The organism is Lysinibacillus parviboronicapiens (genome assembly GCF_003049575.1).
In the GTDB taxonomy this organism is placed as follows: Bacteria; Bacillota; Bacilli; order Bacillales_A; family Planococcaceae; genus Lysinibacillus; species Lysinibacillus parviboronicapiens.
This window is the reverse complement of the sequence record NZ_PYWI01000027.1, coordinates 36,138-55,213: the sequence shown is the minus strand read 5'-3', so window position 1 is coordinate 55,213 and position 19,076 is coordinate 36,138. Positions and strand designations below refer to the sequence as shown.

Here is a 19,076-nt window from a genome sequence, read left to right as displayed (position 1 = left end):
TGAGGTAGATAGGTTCGAGGTGGAAGTGTGGTGACACATGGAGCTGACGAATACTAATCGATCGAGGACTTAACCAAAATGTTTGAAACATTCAATGCACCGTTTATCCAGTTTTGAAAGAACAACATCTTTCTAAAAGAGGGTTTCAAGATACGAGTAGTTCAAGGAAGCAATTGAGAGAAGGAAGGAGCGTACCTAAGTACGTGACTGACTGAACGAATGAAGCTGACAAAGAAAGACGGCGTATATTGGAAGCCGACAATAGTCTAGTGATGATGGCAAAGAGGTCACACCCGTTCCCATACCGAACACGGAAGTTAAGCTCTTTAGCGCCGATGGTAGTTGGGGGCTTCCCCCTGTGAGAGTAGGACGTCGCTAGGCACATGTGAAAAGATCAAAGAGAAATCTTTGGTCTTTTTTTTGTTTTAAATAATAAATAACCTACATTTAAATCATTGAAATGGATGAGGAGAGTTTGCTATTAACGAAGTTTGAAAAGTAGATTATTGGCATAAGCTAAAGAGAGGAATTAGTAGAAAGCTATGCGTTACAATACTTGAGTGAAATAGAATCAATACCCTTGGAATGGCAAAAGTATAAGTCAATGCTACATTTAAAGAAACATATGCCGACAATGGTATCTACTTTGTATATTGAACTATCTTACCTATTTTGTAGGATAGCTTTTTTATCCTGCGGGAATCCCGTATAATTAAAGGACAATATAACGGAAATGGGTGTCTAGTTTTGCAAAAGAAAAAGCCAATTGTGGAAGGATTAGAGCGTTTTCGACAACAACAAAATGTTTCTTTTCACGTGCCAGGTCATAAGCATGGAGAATTGTCACACTTACCTCAAGCTTTTAAAGATGTAATGCGTTATGATGTGACCGAATTAACAGGTCTGGATGATTTACATAATCCAGAGACAATGATTTTAGAGGCAGAACATTTACTAGCTAATACATATGGAGCTATGAAGAGTTTCTTTTTAGTAGGAGGCACGACTGTTGGGAATTTAGCAATGATTTATGCCACATGTAAAAAAGGTGATCGAGTACTTGTCCAACGTAATGCCCACAAATCTATTTTTCATGCGATTGAGCTGATTGGAGCAAAGCCTGTATATGTTTCACCGTTTTGGGATGAGCAAACATTAACAGCCACGCATATTTCCTTTGAACATCTTAAAGAAGCAGTAGATAATTATCCAGAGGCAAAGGCAGTTGTTTTAACGTACCCAACTTATTACGGTATGGTTTCTAAAGAAATACAACAACAGATTGCATATTGTCACGAAAAAAGGATACCAGTCTTGGTAGATGAAGCACATGGAGCGCATTTTAGCGCTTGTGCACTATTTCAGCCCTCTGCATTAACATACGGGGCAGATGTTGTTGTACAGTCAGCTCATAAAACATTGCCTGCCATGACCATGGCATCGTTTATGCATGTTAACTCAGAATTAGTTGATGTTGATAAAATTAATCACTATTTACGTATGCTACAATCTAGCAGTCCGTCTTATTTATTGTTAGCATCATTAGACGATGCACGCTATTATGTACAGACATATATGGAGAGTGATGGTGCATATATAATAGAGAAAAAAAATCAGTGGGTTGAAGCATTACGTGCCATTGGCTCGCTTCAAGTCATTGAAGTAGATGATCCTCTAAAGCTATTACTTCGTGTGGATGGTTATAGTGGCTTTCAATTACAAAAGGCATTAGAAACGAAACGGGTTTATGCAGAGCTGGCCGACGCTCATCAAGTATTACTCATATTACCACTCTTGAAGCACGGACATATCTATCCATTTGCCGAAATACGTGTGCGTATTAAAGATGCCGTGACCGTGTTATTATCGACGGAAAAAACGGATATACTTACCGCTACGCAAACGGCTTATAATTTTATAGCGATATCCGAGCCTATCCGCACGTTTGAAGAAATCGCTCATATAGATAAGGAATGGCTTCCATATATGCGAGCAATGGGGCGAATTGCTGCAAGTATGATTATACCTTACCCTCCCGGTATTCCATTACTAGTGCCAGGAGAAAAAATTACAGTGGCAAAGCTGAGTCAGCTTGAAGAGTTGTTAGCAACAGGTGCAACTTTCCAAGGTAATCATCGTTTAGAAGAAAAAATGATTGAGGTCATTAAATAGTTGGAGGCAATAACAGCATGAATTGCAATTTATTTATAACATTTGAAGGTCCAGAAGGTGCAGGGAAAACAACAGTTATTCAAAAGATTGCCGAGCGATTGGCACTAGAAAATATAGATGTATTAGCTACGAGAGAGCCAGGTGGCATTGAGATTGCTGAAAAAATTCGTACCATTATTTTAAACCCAGCACATACAGCGATGGACGAACGTACGGAAGCGTTATTATATGCTGCAGCAAGAAGTCAGCATTATTTTGAAAAAGTTCGACCAGCATTGGATGCTGGTAGGTTGGTTATATGCGATCGCTTTATCGATTCTTCATTAGCTTATCAAGGATATGCACGTGGTATAGGTGTAGAAGAAGTACTATCTATTAATGAATTTGCCATCGGGAAGAAACTACCGGATATGACAATTTTATTTGATCTTGCACCAGCGGTTGGTTTAGCACGTATACATGCACATGGAGAGCGAGAAGTGAATCGTTTAGACGTTGAAAGCTTGGCTTTCCATGAAAAGGTTCGTGAAGGGTATTTACAATTAGTCGAACGTTACCCTGAACGTATATATGTAGTCAATGCAGACCAAAATATTGAGCGTGTTGTTGAAGATGTATGGTCATTGTTGTCTGAGGCAATGCAGTAAAAATGTGAAGTTGTCTACCGTATTGTGATATAATGGTAACATCTAATTAAGTTTTATTAGATGTTACTAAAACAAAATTAACATGAAACAATTTTAAAACCGATTAAGGTTAATTTTATAAAAGGGGTGAGTGCGAATGAAGTTAGTCGTAGCTGTGGTGCAAGATCAGGATAGTAGCCGCTTATCGAATGCTTTAACGAAAAATCAGTTTCGCGCAACAAAGTTAGCGAGTACAGGAGGCTTTTTACGCTCTGGTAATACGACGTTTCTCATAGGAACGGAAGACTCCCTCATACCTAAAGTTTTAGATATAATCCGTGATAATTGTCGAGCACGAGAACAAATGGTTGCACCTGTTTCGCCATTAGGCGGTAACGCAGATTCTTATATACCTTATCCTGTGGAGGTAGAGGTAGGGGGCGCTACGGTATTTGTTTTACCAATTGAACAATTTCACCATTTTTAATTTTACTAAGTAATGTATTTAACATATACCGAGCGCGTCACAAAAGTTTTAATTCAAGATGCGAGACTTTCTATGATAGATTCAGTAAAGATAAAGGGCGAGTTCGTGCTAAAGCGAATTTGAGAAGACAGTAAGTGGGGGCGAGTACAGCTTGAAAATCAATCAAGATCTACGTGTTGGGTTAAATACTAATCGCAAAGAGCCACTACAAAATAATAATCAAAATAACCGATTTGGTGATATGGTCGTCAAACAAGGTTCTAAACTGCAGACTGAACAGCTCACACGTTTATTAGGAGATATTTCTACTGCTGGAGATCGCGTTGCAAGATCCCGCAATTTACGTGAACTTGCTCGATTCAAAATGCTTGTAAAGCGTTTCTTACAAGAAACTGTAGAACATGGTATGGAATTAAAACAATCACATACTTGGAATCGCTTTGGTGAAGGAAGGCGTTTAAAAATAATCGAAACGATCGATACGCGCCTTGTGGAGCTTGCACAGGACCTTTTAGATGAAGAAAAAGAAGCAATAGACCTTCTCGATAAAATCGGTGAGATTAAAGGCTTATTAATTAATTTATATATGTAAAACCCGTGTCTTTTCACTTGTAGGCGCGGGCTTTTTTCAAATATATTCAGCAAGAATCCCACAGGGGTTAAATAATTTTATAAAATTATACGCATTTACAGTTGCAGGACGAAACCTAGCCACCAACGGGGTGTAAAGAATCTTGAAAATAGCTAGAGATAGTTAGTTTAAAGGTACTTTATCGAACGAGAGATTAATGTTGTGTGTCTGACTGCGAGAAACTAGTTTGACGGCAGGCACAATGGCTAACCGTAATACCACGTAAAGTAGTATTACTAAAATGGCCAACAATGTGTTAACTTTAACACATTTAAAATTTCTGACATATTGCTTATCCTTGCAACAATGAAGTGATAACAAAGCGTCAGTAGCACATGGAATTTGTACCGACAGCATAGCGACAGGTACAATTACGCCAAGGCGTAGTTGATAGAGGAAGGAATTTAATGACAATGGCCAAGAATGTTGAAGAGCTATTCACACTACAACCAGTCGTAATGAAACAGCTTCAAACTATTTTTGACAAAAATAGATTAGCCCATGCATATATTTTTGATGGTGAAAAAGGGACAGGAAAAGTTGATATCATGCAATTTTTTGTCAAATTAATGCTATGTGAGCACCCACATCAAAATGTTCCATGTGAAACATGTCGAAATTGCAGACGTGTTGATTCGGGAAATCACCCTAATATTCATCAAATTTATCCGGATGGTCAATTTATTAAGATTGATCAAGTCAGAGAACTGATTGCAGAAATGAAGATGGTGGGTGTTGAGGAAGGGCGTAAAATCTACGTACTTCACCATGCAGACCGTCTCAACATTGCTTCTGCAAACATGATATTAAAGTTTTTAGAGGAACCAGATGGAGAAGTGACAGCTATTTTATTGACAGAGCAAATGCAGTCTATTTTACCCACAATACGCTCGCGCTGTCAGCATATAAAATTTCAAAAAATGCCGCGCCAAGTATTGCTAAAGCATTTGCAGGAAAACAATATTCCTCACTCGATGGCTTCTACAGTGAGCATGATGACAAACGAGCTCGAAACAGCTATTTTTTTAGCAAATGATGAGCAGTTTGCACATGCTCGAAAAACAGTGTTAAAATTATTAGAGGCAATCCGTCAAAATGTACATGAAGCGATGCTCGTTGTACACGAAGAATGGTTGCCACTGTTTAAAGAAAAAAGCGAGATGGAGCAAGCATTGGATTTACTACTATTTGCTTACCGTGATATAGTGTCAATAAAAGCTAATCCCGAAGCAGCTTGTACTTATCCAGACATGTTACAGTCTTTTAAAGAAACTGCGTTACATTCGACTTACGAACGCCTGTCTAGTCAAATGGAGGCCATTTTACAGGCTCGCGCATCTTTACAGCGTAACATGAATAGGACGTTAATGATGGAGCAGCTAATGCTAAATCTGCAGGAGGGATATACATTTGTATAATGTAGTGGGAGTCCGCTTTAAAAAAGCGGGTAAAATATATTATTTTGATCCAGCATCATTTCTACTAGAAGACAGCCAATATGTCATAGTAGAGACAGCTCGCGGTGTAGAATACGGGAAAGTTGTTGTTCCTCAAAAAGTAGTGGGAGATAATGATGTTGTCTTACCACTTAAACAAGTACTACGGCCAGCTGATGAACGTGACCGTATACAAGTTGAGGAAAATACAGCGGAGTCAAAGCGGGCATTTGAACTAGCAAGTACAAAAATCATCGAGCATAAATTAGAAATGAAGCTTGTTGATGTTGAATATACTTTTGATCGTAATAAAATCATCTTTTATTTCACAGCAGAGGGGCGTGTTGATTTCAGGGATCTTGTAAAAGATTTAGCCTCTGTTTTTAGAACGCGTATTGAGCTCCGCCAAATAGGTGTTCGTGATGAAGCAAAGCTATTGGGTGGTATTGGTCCTTGCGGTCGTATGCTATGCTGTTCAACATTTTTGGGTGATTTTGAGCCGGTTTCTATAAAAATGGCAAAAGATCAAAACCTATCTTTAAATCCTTCAAAAATATCGGGGCTTTGTGGTCGTTTAATGTGCTGTTTGAAGTACGAAAATGATGAATATGAAGAAGCTAAAGAAGGTATGCCGGACATTGGTGAAATAACAATGACACCAGATGGCCGTGGTAAAGTAGTAGGTTTAAATGTGCTGGAAAGACTCATTCAAGTATATTTACAAGAGCAAGAGCGTACAGCTGAGTATACATTAGAGGAACTACTAGCAGGCGAAAAAAATCTTATTTAAGATAGAGAATTAACGAGGTGGCTTGGGTGAAGGACCGTAATTTCTTAGATACCGTTATGGAGTTCGAACAACAGCTCGAAGCAATGCAGGAGCAATTTGGTGCATTGAAGCAATTTGTAGCGCTAATGATGGAAGAACATAAGGCACTCGAAACAGAAAATCATCACCTTCGTTCACGTCTAGAAGAACTGCTTTCGAAAGAAAACATCGTACAAGCTGCAGATGAGAAGAAAGCGAATCCATTAGATATAGGCGAGGGATATGATAACTTAGCACGTTTATACCAAGAAGGTTTCCATGTTTGTCATGTGCACTTTGGTAGTTCACGTAAAGGTGAAGATTGCCTGTTTTGTCTATCATTTTTAAATAAACAAAATGTGTAATGGAAGACTGATTCCCGCTTCGGTGGTATCAGTCTTTTGTTTTGTATAGTAGGAGGAAGGATTATGGAAAATTGGTTAAAGGATGATGAAAGGCTCGACTACTTATTGGCAGAGGATTTACGTATAATCCAGAGCCCTTCTGTTTTCTCTTTTTCATTGGATGCAGTACTACTTTCGAAATTTGTCAATGTACCATATCATAAAGGGAACATTGTTGATTTATGTTCGGGAAATGGCGTAATTCCACTATTTTTAAGTGCACGAACTAAGGGGCACATTACTGGAGTAGAACTACAGCCTCGTTTGTTTGATATGGCAGAGCGTAGTATTCAATACAATAAATTACAGAAACAAATTCAAATGGTGCTTGGTGATGTGAAGCAAATTCCATCGCAACTTGGTATTGAGAAATATGATGTTGTGACTTGTAACCCTCCATATTTCTTAGCACATGAAGCGAGCGATAAGAATCTAAGTGAGCATTATGCCATTGCACGTCATGAACTTCATTTAACACTAGAAGAAGCAGTTCAATCTACAAGTAAATTATTAAAACAGGGTGGAAAAGCAGCATTTGTTCATCGTCCGGGTCGTTTACTTGATATTGTCACAGCTATGCGTGCAAACCGATTAGAGCCCAAACGTATGCAGCTTATTTATCCGAAAGAGGGTAAGGAGGCCAATACATTATTAATAGAAGGAATTAAAGATGGTAAACCAGATTTGAAAATTTTACCACCTGTTTATGTGTACAATGAAAATAATGAATATACAATTGAAGTGCAAGAAATGCTTTATGGAAAAAAACAATAGACATTTTTTCTACGTACTAGAATGTGCGGATCAGTCGTATTATGCGGGCTATACAAATAATGTAGAAAAACGCGTTGCAACACATAATGCAGGTAAGGGTGCAAAATATACAAGAGCAAGAGGTCCAGTGAAATGTATTTATGTAGAAGCCTTTGAGACAAAACAAGAGGCAATGCGTGCCGAATATGCATTTAAGCAATTAACACGGACCCAAAAGATAAAGTATATAGGGAGGAATGAATCGTGAAATCTCAAAAAAGTACGATGCATGATCATGGTGGATGTTTATATCTAGTAGCGACACCCATTGGTAATTTAGAGGATATGAGTGTACGTGCACTACGTATCCTAAAGGAAGCAGATGTTATTGCTGCGGAGGATACACGCAATACGAAAAAACTATGCAATTATTTTGAAATTGAAACATCGCTGGTGAGTTATCATGAACATAATATAAACGTGGGAGGGGAAAAGCTTTTAGGCTTCTTACGTGAAGGAAAAATAGTGGCATTAGTAAGTGATGCGGGATTACCTTGTATTTCTGACCCAGGTGCAGATATTGTGGAAAAAGCAATTGAAGAAGGTTTTGCAGTTGTGCCTGTACCAGGAGCAAATGCCGCAATATCAGCATTAATTGCTTCAGGTTTAACACCGCAACCCTTTTTCTTTTATGGCTTTTTAAACCGTGGCAAAAAAGAACGCCGACAGCAATTGGAGGAGTTAAAAAAACGCCAAGAAACTATTTTATTTTATGAGGCACCTCATCGAATTAAGGAAACATTAAAGGATATGGAACTCATCCTCGGGAATCGTCGTATTGTACTAGCACGGGAGCTAACAAAGAAATTCGAGGAATTTCTACGTGGTACATTAACAGAAGCGGTAGCATGGTCTCAATCTGAAGAAATCAGAGGAGAATTTTGTATTGTTCTTGAAGGAAATAGCAATGCAGAAGAAGAAATTACAGAAGAAGTGTATTGGGAAAAAATGACAGTTGTTGAACATGTCGATTATGTGATAGCTGAATCGGGTGTGACTTCAAAAGAAGCAATAAAAGAAGTAGCGAAATTACGTCAAGTTGCTAAACGTGAAATTTATAACGAATACCATAGCGAGTAATATGGAATGAGTTGTCTCTAATGAGGCAACTTTTTTTAGTTTAAAGAAATTTTTCTTCAATCGTACATTATATGATTGCACTTTTATATAAAATGGATAAACTCTAAATTGATAATAATTGTAAAAAGGAGTAATGTTAAGTAAGAGAAGTCTGACATGGACAATATAAGTCAATGTAGTTCTACTTAAGAATGATTAAAATTAGATTCACCTATATAAAAAAGAAGTTTTTAGCAAATAATAAAAAGAACACCTAAATCCCTGTTGTCGATTTAGGTGTATGAAAGAAACTATTTTTTTAAGTTGTTTTGGATTTCATTCATTAACATTTCTGCGCCTTCGGGACTTAAAATTAATTTGCCTCCAACTAGACGGAAGTTATCATCAGAAACTTCACCAGTAACAGCGCAAGTCATATTAGGCATATATTTCTTTAAGATGATTTTGTCATCATCCACATAGATTTCTAAAGCGTCTTTTTCAGCAATACCTAATGTACGGCGAAGTTCGATAGGAATTACAACACGACCTAATTCATCGACTTTACGAACGATTCCTGTTGATTTCATAATTTTTTTCCTCCTGAAAATAAAAGTTATATTGGCGTTTCGTCAAATTTCGACATTATTTCTTTGTCTGATAGTTATCATACCAAGTAATGCCATAAACGTCAATTAATTAATACAGCATTAATTTTTTAAATGTAAAAATTTCTGAGAAGAAAACAGATATTTTGGTTTTTTTAAAAGGTTTTTATTATAGATTTAAATTTATAGTAAAAAAGCTTCTTTAAAAATACATTATATGGATTAATATATTATTCGACAATTTTCGCATTCAATAAACTTTCATTGAAACGAATTTGGTACTTCGATAGAATAGATATTATACTGTGAAACAATGGAGGCAGTTCTCGTGAACGAACAAAACAAAACATTCTATATAACAACCCCGATTTACTATCCAAGTGGGAAATTTCATATCGGTACCGCGTATACGACAGTAGCTTCTGATACTATTGCACGCTACAAACGTTTACGCGGATATGATGTTCGATTTTTAACTGGGATGGACGAACATGGTCAAAAGATTCAAGAAAAAGCTGCTGAAGCGGGTAAACATCCTCAAGAATATGTTAATGAGATTGCCGATACTGCGAAAAAGCTTTGGTCTTTGATGGACATCTCATATGATGATTTCATCCAAACTACAGAGGAGCGTCATAAGAAAGCTGTCGAAAAGATTTTCCAAAAGTTTTTGGATAATGGTGATATTTATAAAGGTGAATACGAAGGGTGGTACTGCACACCTTGTGAATCATTCTTTACGGAGACACAATTAGTAGAGGGCAACTGTCCAGATTGTGGACGTCCTGTTCACAAAGTAAAAGAAGAGTCGTATTTCTTTAATATGAAGAAATACGCAAATCGTCTATTAGCATACTATGAAGAAAACCCTGAATTCATTGAACCGGAATCTCGTAAAAATGAAATGATTAACAACTTTATTAAACCAGGACTTGAAGATTTATCTGTTTCAAGAACTTCATTTGATTGGGGCATTAAAGTACCAGGGGATCCTAAGCACGTTATTTATGTATGGGTGGATGCGTTAACTAACTATATTACATCTTTAGGTTATCTTTCAGAGGATGAAACATTATTCAACAAATACTGGCCAGCGGATGTACATGTTGTAGGGAAAGACATCGTGCGCTTCCATACGATCTATTGGCCAATTTTCTTAATGGCATTGGATTTACCATTACCGAAAAAAGTGTTTGCACACGGTTTCATTATGATGAAGGATGGTAAAATGTCTAAATCAAAGGGTAACGTTGTCTATCCTGAAATGTTAATTGAACGTTATGGATTAGATGCTACCCGTTATTTCTTATTGCGCGAACTACCGTTTGGCTCTGATGGTGTATTTTCACCAGAGTCATTTGTTGAGCGTACAAATTTCGACTTGGCTAATGACTTGGGAAATTTATTAAACCGAACAATTTCTATGATAAACAAATATTTTGACGGTATTATACCTGCAGAAAATCTACAACCGACAGAATTTGATAGGGCATTAAAAGAGCAAGCAGAATCTGTGCGTATTAAATATGAAGAAAGTATGGAAAAAATGCAATTTAGTGTCGTACTAGCTGACTTATGGACGCTCGTTTCACGTACCAATAAATATATTGACGAAACACAACCATGGGTATTAGCAAAAGATGACACAGACAAACCAAAATTAGGGGCCGTTATGCGTAATTTGGCAGAAAGCTTGCACCAAATTGCTGTCATGTTACAACCATTCATGACATCTACTCCGTTACGCATTATTGACCAGCTCGGCTTAGATGATAAATTCTTAGCATGGGAAACAATTGAAACATTCGGCAATACTATTCCAGCAAACATTAAAGTGGTAGATAAAGGTATTCCTATTTTCCCTCGTTTAGATAGTGAAATCGAAATTGCCTATATACGAGAGGAAATGCGTGGTTCTGTGAAAACCTCTCAAGACGAAGAACCAAAAGCAGAGCAAGCAGCTGAAGAGATTCCAGAAATTCCTGAAATTACTATTGATGATTTTATGAAAATAGATTTACGAGTAGCAACGATTACAGCGTGTGAATCTGTACCGAAAGCAGACAAATTATTAAAGCTCCAAGTAGACCTAGGATATGAGCAACGTCAAGTAGTTTCGGGAATTGCTAAGTTCTATTCTGCAGACGAGCTAATCGGTCAAAAAGTTATTGTGGTAACAAACTTAAAACCAGTTAAATTACGTGGTGAATTATCGCAAGGAATGATTTTAGCTGGTGAAAAAGATGGGATTTTAAAATTAGCAACAGTTGATTCAAAACTTGAAAATGGTGCAAAAGTAAAGTAAAAAAACAAGAAAGGCCTGCTGAATGGGAAAAAATTCAGCAGGCCTTTCCAATCAACATGTAAATTAGTTGTTTTGTTATTTTAAAATAATTTACAGACGTAATTTAATGGATTTTTATGGGTATATAGTAATATAAAGCTTGATGTCGAATAAGCGAATTGTCACAATGATGAATTCTTTGTAACGAATTTGTAATGTCTATGCAAAGTATGAAATAATATTTTTTAATAAAATCAGTGATAGGAGAATGACAATGTTCATCGATACACATGTACACTTGAATGCAGATCTGTATGAAGAAGATTTACAAGAGGTAATTAATAGAGCACTTGAAGCTAAGGTTGAGACAATGGTTGTGGTTGGTTTCGATCGTAAAACAATCGAGAAAACAATGGAACTGATTGAGCAACATGATTTTATTTATGGTGTTATTGGTTGGCATCCTGTTGACGCGGTCGATTGTACCGAAGAGGATTTGAAATGGATTGAAAATTTAGCAGCACATCCTAAAGTTGTTGGTATTGGTGAAACTGGGTTGGACTATTATTGGGATAAATCTCCAAAAGGGGTTCAACAAGCACTATTTCGTAAACAAATTCATTTAGCGCAAAAAGTAAAATTACCGATTGTAATCCATAATAGAGATGCTACAGGTGATGTTGTACAAATTTTACGTGAAGAAAATGCCGCATCTGTGGGAGGAGTTATGCACTGTTATAGTGGCAGTGTGGAAACTGCTCGTGCATGTATTGCTATGAATTTTATGATTAGTTTAGGGGGACCTGTGACCTTTAAAAATGCTCGTATGCCAAAGGAAGTCGCAACAGAGATACCTTTAGAGCATCTTATGATTGAAACAGATGCCCCGTATTTAGCTCCACATCCTTATCGTGGGAAGCGTAATGAGCCAGCATTAGTGCCTTTAGTTGCTGAAGAAATCGCCCGTTTAAAAGGGTTATCAATTGAGGATGTAGCGAAGGAAACTACAGCCAATGCAAAAAAATTTTTTGGGATTGACGTTTAACGAGTTGAGATGCCTCCAATACTGGATTTGTGGTGGGCTTAAAAAAACCCAGTCATTTTTTTTGAAATACATTTGGGTTGACAGTGTTAAATCTAGTCCGTATAATCCAACTTTGTATTAAGGAGGCGTTTTTTCATGTCAAATAATTCCATGAAAAACTTGTTCTTAGGATCATTGAGGAGTAAGCAAACAGTGATAAGAATTACTACACTTGTCCTGTTTGTAACTGTAATAGCATTCGTGCTTTTTCAAGGTACCAAAAAAACCGTAACGCTTGACGCTAACGGGGAAGCAATTGAAGCAGCAACACATGCCAAAACTGTAGAAGAATTTTTACAAAATCAAAACATAGATGTAGCAGCGCATGACAAAATATCACCCTCTCTGAACACCAAAATTGTTAACGGAATAGCAATTACATGGGAACAGGCAAAAGAAGTAACCATTTCAGTTGACGGAAATCAGTCAAAAGTTTGGACAACTGAAAAACTAGTGAAGAACATTTTGAAGGATGCCAATATCGAAGTATCAGAGCACGACACATTAGTTCAAGGTTTGGATACAGAAGTAGGAGCAGATAACAAAATCGAAATTCAAAAAGCGTTTCAGGTAGCGCTTGTCGATGGCTTAGAGAAAAGACAAGTTTGGTCCACTTCGACTACGGTCGCTAACTTTTTAAAACAACAGGGAGTTCAGTTAAATGAATTCGATCGTGTCGAGAATAACCTGGAGGACGTTATCACTCCAGAGAGTAAAATCGCAATAGTTCGCGTAGAAAAGGTTATCGATGTAGTGGAAGACTCTTTAGATTTCGCAGTTGAAAAGAAGCAGGACGCTTCTTTGCAAAAGGGAAAAGAAAAGGTGGTAACAGCGGGCGAGAAAGGTTCTATTTCTCGAACGTATGAAGTCGTGAAAGAAAATGGAAAGATTGTTACGAAAAATCTACAATCTGAAAAAGTAATAAAAGAGCCAACTAAGAAAGTAGTTTCAGTGGGTACTAAAACTGTTGTAGCGAGTGCAACGACTTTATCACGTGGTTCATCTGAGCCAGCTAGTGGGAAAGAATTTTATGTAACTGCAACAGCTTATACGCCTTATTGTAAAGGTTGTTCGGGAACATCGGCTACAGGCATTAATTTACGATCGGATTCTGGCTTGAAAGTAATTGCAGTAGATCCGTCTGTTATTAAGCTTGGCTCAAAAGTATGGGTTGAGGGCTATGGAACAGCGATTGCTGGGGATACTGGCGGCTCAATTAAGGGTAATAAGATCGACATACTAGTACAATCAGATACCCAAGCACGTAAGTGGGGACGTAAGAAAGTGCGCGTTAAAGTATTAAATTAAAAAATTTGTAAAATATATCAAAATGTTATTCACTTAGCATTGCTTTCCTGTATTGACTGGCAGGAAAGCTTTTTTACGTATATAACCAAAGAGCTGAGTATTTCTGTACAATCCTACAGGGCAGTTGTAAAATGGTCAGAAGATAAGGTAGAAAAGAGGAGCCTTTTTGCAAATACAAGAAATCATTGTCGTTGAAGGAAAAGATGATACAACAGCCATTAAACGAGCTGTTCAAGCAGATACAATTGAGACAAATGGATCTGCAATTTCAGAAGAGACACTGAAACGTATTCAACATGCACAGGATAAACGCGGTGTGATTGTTTTTACTGACCCAGATTATCCAGGACGTCGAATTCGTGCAATTATCGAGCAGCGTATAGAAGGAGTAAAACATGCTTTTTTGCCAAAAGCTAAAACCATTGCGAAAAACGGTAAAGGCTTAGGGATTGAGCATGCCGCAGATGAAGATATTCGCGCGGCTTTACAACTAGTCTATACCCCGAATACTGAAAATCCAATCGCTGATGACATCACACTAGAAGATTTAATGACAGCCTATTTAATTGGCCATCCACGGGCAAAAGCACGCCGTGACCGTCTAGGTGAGATTTTGAACATCGGCGCAACAAACGGCAAACAACTTCATAAAAGATTAAAAATGTTTCAAATAACGGAACAGCAATTTGGTGCGGCTGTCGCACAGTTAGATCAGGAGGAAAATAATGCATAAGGATATAGCAACGCCGGTTCGAACACAGGAAATTTTAAAGAAATATGGATTTTCATTTAAAAAGAGCTTAGGACAAAATTTTTTAATTGATCCAAACATTTTACGAAACATTGTTAGCCATGCAAACTTAACTGAAAATAGTGGTGCCATTGAAGTTGGCCCTGGTATTGGTGCATTAACAGAGCATTTAGCTCGGAGCGCCAAAAAAGTCGTTTCTTTTGAAATCGATCAACGTTTATTACCAGTACTAGAAGATACATTAAGCCCATATAATAATGTGTCGATCATTCATTCGGATATTTTAAAGGCGGATGTGGCAAAGGTAATAGAAGAGGAAATGCCGGGTATTGATGATATCATGGTCGTGGCAAATTTACCTTACTATGTAACAACACCTATTTTATTGAAATTATTAAATGACCGTTTGCCGATTCGAGGCTTTGTGGTAATGATGCAAAAGGAAGTAGCAGACCGTATAACAGCTAAGCCAGGAACGAAGGAATACGGCTCGTTATCGATTGCCATCCAATATTATGTAAAGGCTGAAATTGCCATGACGGTACCGAAAACTGTATTTATGCCACAGCCAAATGTAGACTCTGCTGTTATACGTCTTATTAAACATAATGAACCACCCGTAAAAGTCATTAATGAAGATTTTCTTTTTGTTGTAACACGTGCATCGTTCGTACAGCGTCGTAAAACAATTTTCAATAATTTACAGTCAGGTTTACCAAACGGCAAGGCACATAAAGAAAAAATATTAGAAGCATTAGCAGCTGCAGAAATTGAGCCTACACGTCGTGGTGAAACGCTTTCTATTATTGAGTTTGGAAAATTAGCGGACAACCTTTATCCAACCTTTGCAAAGTAAAAAATTTGTTAACATTTTCATGAAGTATGAAAAAAATATATTTTTTCATTAAAAATAAGTTGACAACAATTATTGTTGACTGATAAAATATTATATTTTGTTGACATTTTTGGGCGTATCGCTTATACTATTTATTAGTGAGGTGTAAGCGAAAATGCCAAAAACTTTAGCGGACATTAAAAAGTCGTTGGATTGTCATTTGGGTAAACGTTTGCAGTTGAAAGCAAACGGTGGTCGCAAGAAAACGGTCGAGTGTGCAGGGATATTGCGTGAAACATATCGTGCAATCTTCGTAGTCGAGCTTGATCAAGAAGACAATACGTGCAAGCGCGTATCGTATAGCTACACAGATATTTTAACTGAAGCAGTAGAGATTACATTTTTAGACGAAGCACAGGCTGCTGTCGCAAAATAGTTTCTAGTACTTATTTCTATATTTTGAAACACTCATGCATGTTAAAAACTGCATGAGTGTTTTTCGTTTTACCGGGCATACTAAATTCGTCAGTTGTAAAAGGAGGAGTTTATATGCCTAGAAAAGGTATCATGTCACCTCGATTAAAAGAAGAGATCGCCAAAGAACTTGGATTTTATGATGTTGTGGAAAGAGAAGGCTGGGGCGGCATAAAAGCTCGAGATGCTGGTAATATGGTGAAACGTGCCATTGAAATGGCAGAACGAGCAAGTAGTGAGCAAGAGCGTAATAAGTAGTTTAATGAATAAAGCTTAGACTATTTATCAAATTTACTTCGTTCTACGACAAGGGGAAAACAACCTTTGTCAACACAACAAAACAACTGACGAAAGAGAACCGTTATGCCGTAGAAGGTAAACGGTTCTTTTTTTCAGTTTTCGTTATCCCATTATGGTAAAATAAAATGAAATAATCTTGCGCCAAAAGTGACGTGGATGTCACGGATTTTGAAAGGAGTTAATTGTGCATGCATAATTCAAAATCCGGACGTAATTACGCCAAGGCGAAATTGATACGTGCTGTTGTTATGAGGGAGGAAGTAAGATGCTTTATGTAAAGGCGCCTGCGAAAATTAATTTAACATTAGATGTGCTATATAAACGACCAGATAATTATCACGAAGTGGAGATGGTCATGACGACTGTCGATTTGGCAGATCGTATTAGCTTAGAGTCTCGAGAAGATGGTGTAATTGAAATTATCTCTACTGATAATTTTGTACCAAATGACCACCGTAATTTTGCTTATCAGGCAGCGCGTCTTATTAAAGATACATACGGCATTGGACAAGGTGTATCCATTACAATTGAAAAAGAAATACCTATTGCGGCAGGTCTTGCAGGTGGTAGTAGTGATGCAGCGGCTACATTGAAGGGCTTAAATGAGCTGTGGAATTTAGATTTATCAATAGATGAATTAGCCGAGTTAGGAGCTAAAATCGGTTCAGATGTTTCATTTTGTGTATACGGGGGCACAGCACTCGCAACAGGGCGCGGGGAAAAAATTCAAGAATTGCCTGCACCACCAAACTGTTGGGTTGTGTTAGCTAAGCCAAAAATAGGCGTATCAACAGCAGAAGTATATGGTGGGTTAAAAGTTGAAGGGTTGGCGCATCCAAATACTAAGCAAATGATTCAAGCAATTGAGACAGAAGATTATGAGCTACTTTGTGCATCATTAGGAAATGTTTTGGAAACTGTAACATTTGAGTTGCATCCAGAGGTTGTTATGTTAAAAGAACAAATGAAGCGCTTTGGAGCAGATGCGACATTAATGAGCGGAAGCGGCCCTACGGTGTTTGGTCTCGTGGATAGTGAAGCTCGTGTAAGCCGTATTTATAATGGTTTACGTGGTTTTTGCGAAGAAGTATATGCTGTGCGTATATTAGGAGAGCGAAATACGCTTGCTTAAAAACGCATAATTGTGTTAATTTTACCTATAAATATTCGTGTTTAGGAGAGGGTCGCATGAAATGGAAACGTAGTGAACGACTAGTTGATATGACGTACTATTTACTAGAACATCCACATCAGCTGATCCCGCTAACTTATTTTTCAGAACTATATCAATCTGCAAAGTCTTCGATTAGTGAAGATTTAACGATTGTAAAAGAAACTTTCGAAGAAAAAGGAATCGGGTTATTGATGACAGTGCCGGGCGCTGCAGGGGGAGTAAAGTATATCCCTAAAATGTCCGAAGCTGAAGTTCGATTAGTCATACAGGATTTAAAGGCAGAATTAGAGCATTCAGATCGATTATTGCCAGGTGGTTATTTATTTATGACAGATTTACTGGGCAACCCGGATTTAATTAATCGGGTAGGAAAGGTGTTTGCATCTGCATTTGCTGATCAACAAATAGATGTTATTATGACCGTAGCTACAAAAGGAATTTCAATTGCCCATGCTATTGCGAGACATTTGAATGTACCTGTTGTCGTTGTGAGAAGAGATAGTAAGGTTACGGAAGGTTCTACTGTAAGTATAAACTACGTATCTGGTTCTTCCAGAAGAATTCAGACAATGGTATTATCAAAAAGAAGCATGAAGAGTGGCCAACGTGTACTTATCACTGATGACTTTATGAAGGTCGGTGGTACGATGAATGGCATGAAAAATCTATTAGAGGAATTTGACTGCCAATTAGCAGGCATTGCCGTGCTTGTAGAAGCTGAACATGCAGATGAAACGTTAGTAGATGATTATTACTCACTTGTGAAGCTTCATGAAGTAAATGAAAAAGACCGTACAATTGCATTAAGCGAAGGTAATTATTTTTCAAAAAGGGAGAAATGACAAATGAATGTAGTAGCAACAACGAATGCACCAGCAGCAATCGGACCATACGCGCAAGGAATTATCGTGAATGGCATGTTTTATAGTTCAGGTCAAATTCCGCTAACGGCAACAGGTGAATTAGTGGACGGAGATATTGTCGCGCAAACACACCAAGTGTTTGCTAATCTAAAGGCGGTATTAGAAGCTGCAGGATCATCACTAGACAATGTAGTAAAAACAACAGTCTTTATGAAAGATATGAATGATTTTGTTGCGATGAACGAAGTATATGCTAGTCATTTTGGAGAACATAAGCCAGCTCGCTCAGCTGTAGAAGTAGCACGTTTACCAAAGGACGTAAAAGTAGAAATTGAAGTTATTGCCATTGTAAAGTAAAAATAATGAAAACTCTTTGAAAGAATGCAAGTTCTTTCAAAGGGTTTTTTTAGTAACGAGAAGGATAGTTGACAAACAATTGTCAAACTTTCCGTAAATTAGAGAAAATATTATAGCAAATTATAAATGAAGTATTCAAATTTTTTAGAAAATTTGGTAGACTATGAAAAGGAAAATATTCGGTAATGCAGAATATAATATTTTCATTTAGGCATCTAAGAAGAGAGGTGGTGAGAAAATGGAAGTTACTGATGTAAGATTACGTCGTGTACAAACGGATGGCCGCATGCGTGCGATTGCTTCCATTACACTCGACAATGAGTTCGTGGTACATGATATTCGTGTAATTGATGGCAATACAGGCTTGTTCGTCGCTATGCCTAGTAAACGTACACCCGATGGAGAATTTAGGGATATTGCACATCCTATCAATTCTACTACACGCAATAAAATTCAAGAGATTATTTTACATGCGTATCACAATTCTAACGAAGCTGAAGAGACAGAAGAATTAGAAGGAATTGGCGTCTAGTAAAATGATATTTAATGTACACTTAAAGAGCTTTTGACAATTTATCATATTTTTGGTGAAAGCTAATAAA

At 37.5% G+C, this 19,076-nt stretch carries 22 protein-coding genes and 1 rRNA gene; 22 read left to right on the top strand and 1 reads right to left on the bottom strand.

The features are described 5' to 3' along the window. Positions 1–265: 265 nt before the first annotated feature. The 11 genes from rrf to rsmI all read left to right on the top strand — a co-directional run bounded on the left by rrf (position 266) and on the right by rsmI (position 8,457). Positions 266–381: ribosomal RNA gene (gene rrf / locus C9J35_RS18570) — 5S ribosomal RNA — on the top strand. A gap of 366 nt (positions 382–747) precedes the next feature. Then, positions 748–2,172 carry an aminotransferase class I/II-fold pyridoxal phosphate-dependent enzyme gene (locus C9J35_RS18565; protein WP_107925844.1) on the top strand — a complete coding sequence of 475 codons (1,425 nt, stop codon included), beginning with the start codon at positions 748–750 and terminating at the stop codon, positions 2,170–2,172. A 17-nt stretch (positions 2,173–2,189) separates the two neighbouring features. Beyond that, positions 2,190–2,819, top strand: a complete 630-nt coding sequence (tmk, locus tag C9J35_RS18560) for a dTMP kinase (RefSeq protein ID WP_107925842.1) — start codon at positions 2,190–2,192, stop codon at positions 2,817–2,819. Positions 2,820–2,955: 136 nt separating this feature from the next. Further along, positions 2,956–3,285, top strand: coding sequence for a cyclic di-AMP receptor DarA (darA, locus tag C9J35_RS18555; RefSeq protein ID WP_010857007.1), 330 nt, complete (start codon positions 2,956–2,958; stop codon positions 3,283–3,285). Positions 3,286–3,436: 151 nt separating this feature from the next. Further along, entirely contained in the window at positions 3,437–3,877 is a 441-nt protein-coding gene (locus C9J35_RS18550; protein ID WP_054768425.1) for a YaaR family protein, read from the top strand. 452 nt (positions 3,878–4,329) lie between these two features. Continuing rightward, on the top strand, positions 4,330–5,334 hold the full coding sequence (holB, locus tag C9J35_RS18545) for a DNA polymerase III subunit delta' (protein ID WP_107925849.1): 1,005 nt from the start codon (positions 4,330–4,332) through the stop codon (positions 5,332–5,334). Then, positions 5,327–6,142, top strand: a complete 816-nt coding sequence (locus C9J35_RS18540) for a PSP1 domain-containing protein (RefSeq protein ID WP_107925840.1) — start codon at positions 5,327–5,329, stop codon at positions 6,140–6,142. The genes holB and C9J35_RS18540 overlap by 8 nt, the downstream gene beginning before the upstream one ends. A gap of 26 nt (positions 6,143–6,168) precedes the next feature. Continuing rightward, positions 6,169–6,525 (top strand): DNA replication initiation control protein YabA, encoded by a 357-nt coding sequence (yabA, locus tag C9J35_RS18535; protein WP_054768426.1) that lies wholly within the window; start codon positions 6,169–6,171, stop codon positions 6,523–6,525. Positions 6,526–6,588: 63 nt separating this feature from the next. Next, complete coding sequence (locus C9J35_RS18530) at positions 6,589–7,338, top strand: tRNA1(Val) (adenine(37)-N6)-methyltransferase (protein WP_107925838.1); 750 nt, start codon at positions 6,589–6,591, stop codon at positions 7,336–7,338. Then, positions 7,322–7,585, top strand: coding sequence for a GIY-YIG nuclease family protein (locus C9J35_RS18525; RefSeq protein ID WP_107925836.1), 264 nt, complete (start codon positions 7,322–7,324; stop codon positions 7,583–7,585). Before C9J35_RS18530 ends, C9J35_RS18525 begins: the two co-directional genes overlap by 17 nt. After that, positions 7,582–8,457 carry a 16S rRNA (cytidine(1402)-2'-O)-methyltransferase gene (gene rsmI / locus C9J35_RS18520; protein ID WP_107925834.1) on the top strand — a complete coding sequence of 292 codons (876 nt, stop codon included), beginning with the start codon at positions 7,582–7,584 and terminating at the stop codon, positions 8,455–8,457. The genes C9J35_RS18525 and rsmI overlap by 4 nt, the downstream gene beginning before the upstream one ends. A gap of 290 nt (positions 8,458–8,747) precedes the next feature. On the opposite strand, the gene abrB is transcribed toward rsmI, so the two are convergent. Next, positions 8,748–9,026, bottom strand: coding sequence for a transition state genes transcriptional regulator AbrB (abrB, locus tag C9J35_RS18515; RefSeq protein WP_010857015.1), 279 nt, complete (start codon positions 9,024–9,026; stop codon positions 8,748–8,750). A 331-nt stretch (positions 9,027–9,357) separates the two neighbouring features. Between abrB and metG the strand changes: the two genes are divergently transcribed. The 11 genes from metG (at position 9,358) to spoVG (ending at position 19,006) form a co-directional block, all read left to right on the top strand. Further along, a complete protein-coding gene (gene metG, locus C9J35_RS18510) occupies positions 9,358–11,349 on the top strand; it encodes a methionine--tRNA ligase (RefSeq protein ID WP_438941214.1) in 1,992 nt (663 codons plus the stop codon). Positions 11,350–11,602: 253 nt separating this feature from the next. Further along, the gene (locus C9J35_RS18505) at positions 11,603–12,373 is read left to right on the top strand and encodes a TatD family hydrolase (RefSeq protein ID WP_107925830.1); all 771 of its coding nucleotides are present in this window, start codon (positions 11,603–11,605) and stop codon (positions 12,371–12,373) included. Between the two features lie 135 nt (positions 12,374–12,508). Further along, the gene (locus C9J35_RS18500; RefSeq protein ID WP_107925828.1) at positions 12,509–13,720 is read left to right on the top strand and encodes a resuscitation-promoting factor; all 1,212 of its coding nucleotides are present in this window, start codon (positions 12,509–12,511) and stop codon (positions 13,718–13,720) included. A 166-nt stretch (positions 13,721–13,886) separates the two neighbouring features. Further along, a complete protein-coding gene (gene rnmV / locus C9J35_RS18495) occupies positions 13,887–14,453 on the top strand; it encodes a ribonuclease M5 (protein WP_107925826.1) in 567 nt (188 codons plus the stop codon). Next, on the top strand, positions 14,446–15,327 hold the full coding sequence (rsmA, locus tag C9J35_RS18490; protein ID WP_107925824.1) for a 16S rRNA (adenine(1518)-N(6)/adenine(1519)-N(6))-dimethyltransferase RsmA: 882 nt from the start codon (positions 14,446–14,448) through the stop codon (positions 15,325–15,327). The genes rnmV and rsmA overlap by 8 nt, the downstream gene beginning before the upstream one ends. A 154-nt stretch (positions 15,328–15,481) precedes the next feature. Beyond that, positions 15,482–15,742, top strand: coding sequence for a biofilm formation stimulator Veg (gene veg / locus C9J35_RS18485; RefSeq protein ID WP_010857021.1), 261 nt, complete (start codon positions 15,482–15,484; stop codon positions 15,740–15,742). A 113-nt stretch (positions 15,743–15,855) separates the two neighbouring features. Beyond that, on the top strand, positions 15,856–16,038 hold the full coding sequence (locus tag C9J35_RS18480) for a small, acid-soluble spore protein, alpha/beta type (protein ID WP_010857022.1): 183 nt from the start codon (positions 15,856–15,858) through the stop codon (positions 16,036–16,038). A 307-nt stretch (positions 16,039–16,345) separates the two neighbouring features. After that, positions 16,346–17,212 (top strand): 4-(cytidine 5'-diphospho)-2-C-methyl-D-erythritol kinase, encoded by an 867-nt coding sequence (ispE, locus tag C9J35_RS18475; RefSeq protein ID WP_107925822.1) that lies wholly within the window; start codon positions 16,346–16,348, stop codon positions 17,210–17,212. A 56-nt stretch (positions 17,213–17,268) separates the two neighbouring features. Beyond that, positions 17,269–18,096 carry a pur operon repressor gene (gene purR / locus C9J35_RS18470; RefSeq protein ID WP_054768428.1) on the top strand — a complete coding sequence of 276 codons (828 nt, stop codon included), beginning with the start codon at positions 17,269–17,271 and terminating at the stop codon, positions 18,094–18,096. 3 nt (positions 18,097–18,099) lie between these two features. After that, positions 18,100–18,474: a RidA family protein gene (locus C9J35_RS18465; protein ID WP_054768429.1), complete on the top strand. Its 375-nt coding sequence runs from the start codon at positions 18,100–18,102 to the stop codon at positions 18,472–18,474. Between the two features lie 238 nt (positions 18,475–18,712). Continuing rightward, positions 18,713–19,006, top strand: coding sequence for a septation regulator SpoVG (gene spoVG / locus C9J35_RS18460; RefSeq protein WP_054768430.1), 294 nt, complete (start codon positions 18,713–18,715; stop codon positions 19,004–19,006). Positions 19,007–19,076 lie beyond the last annotated feature (70 nt).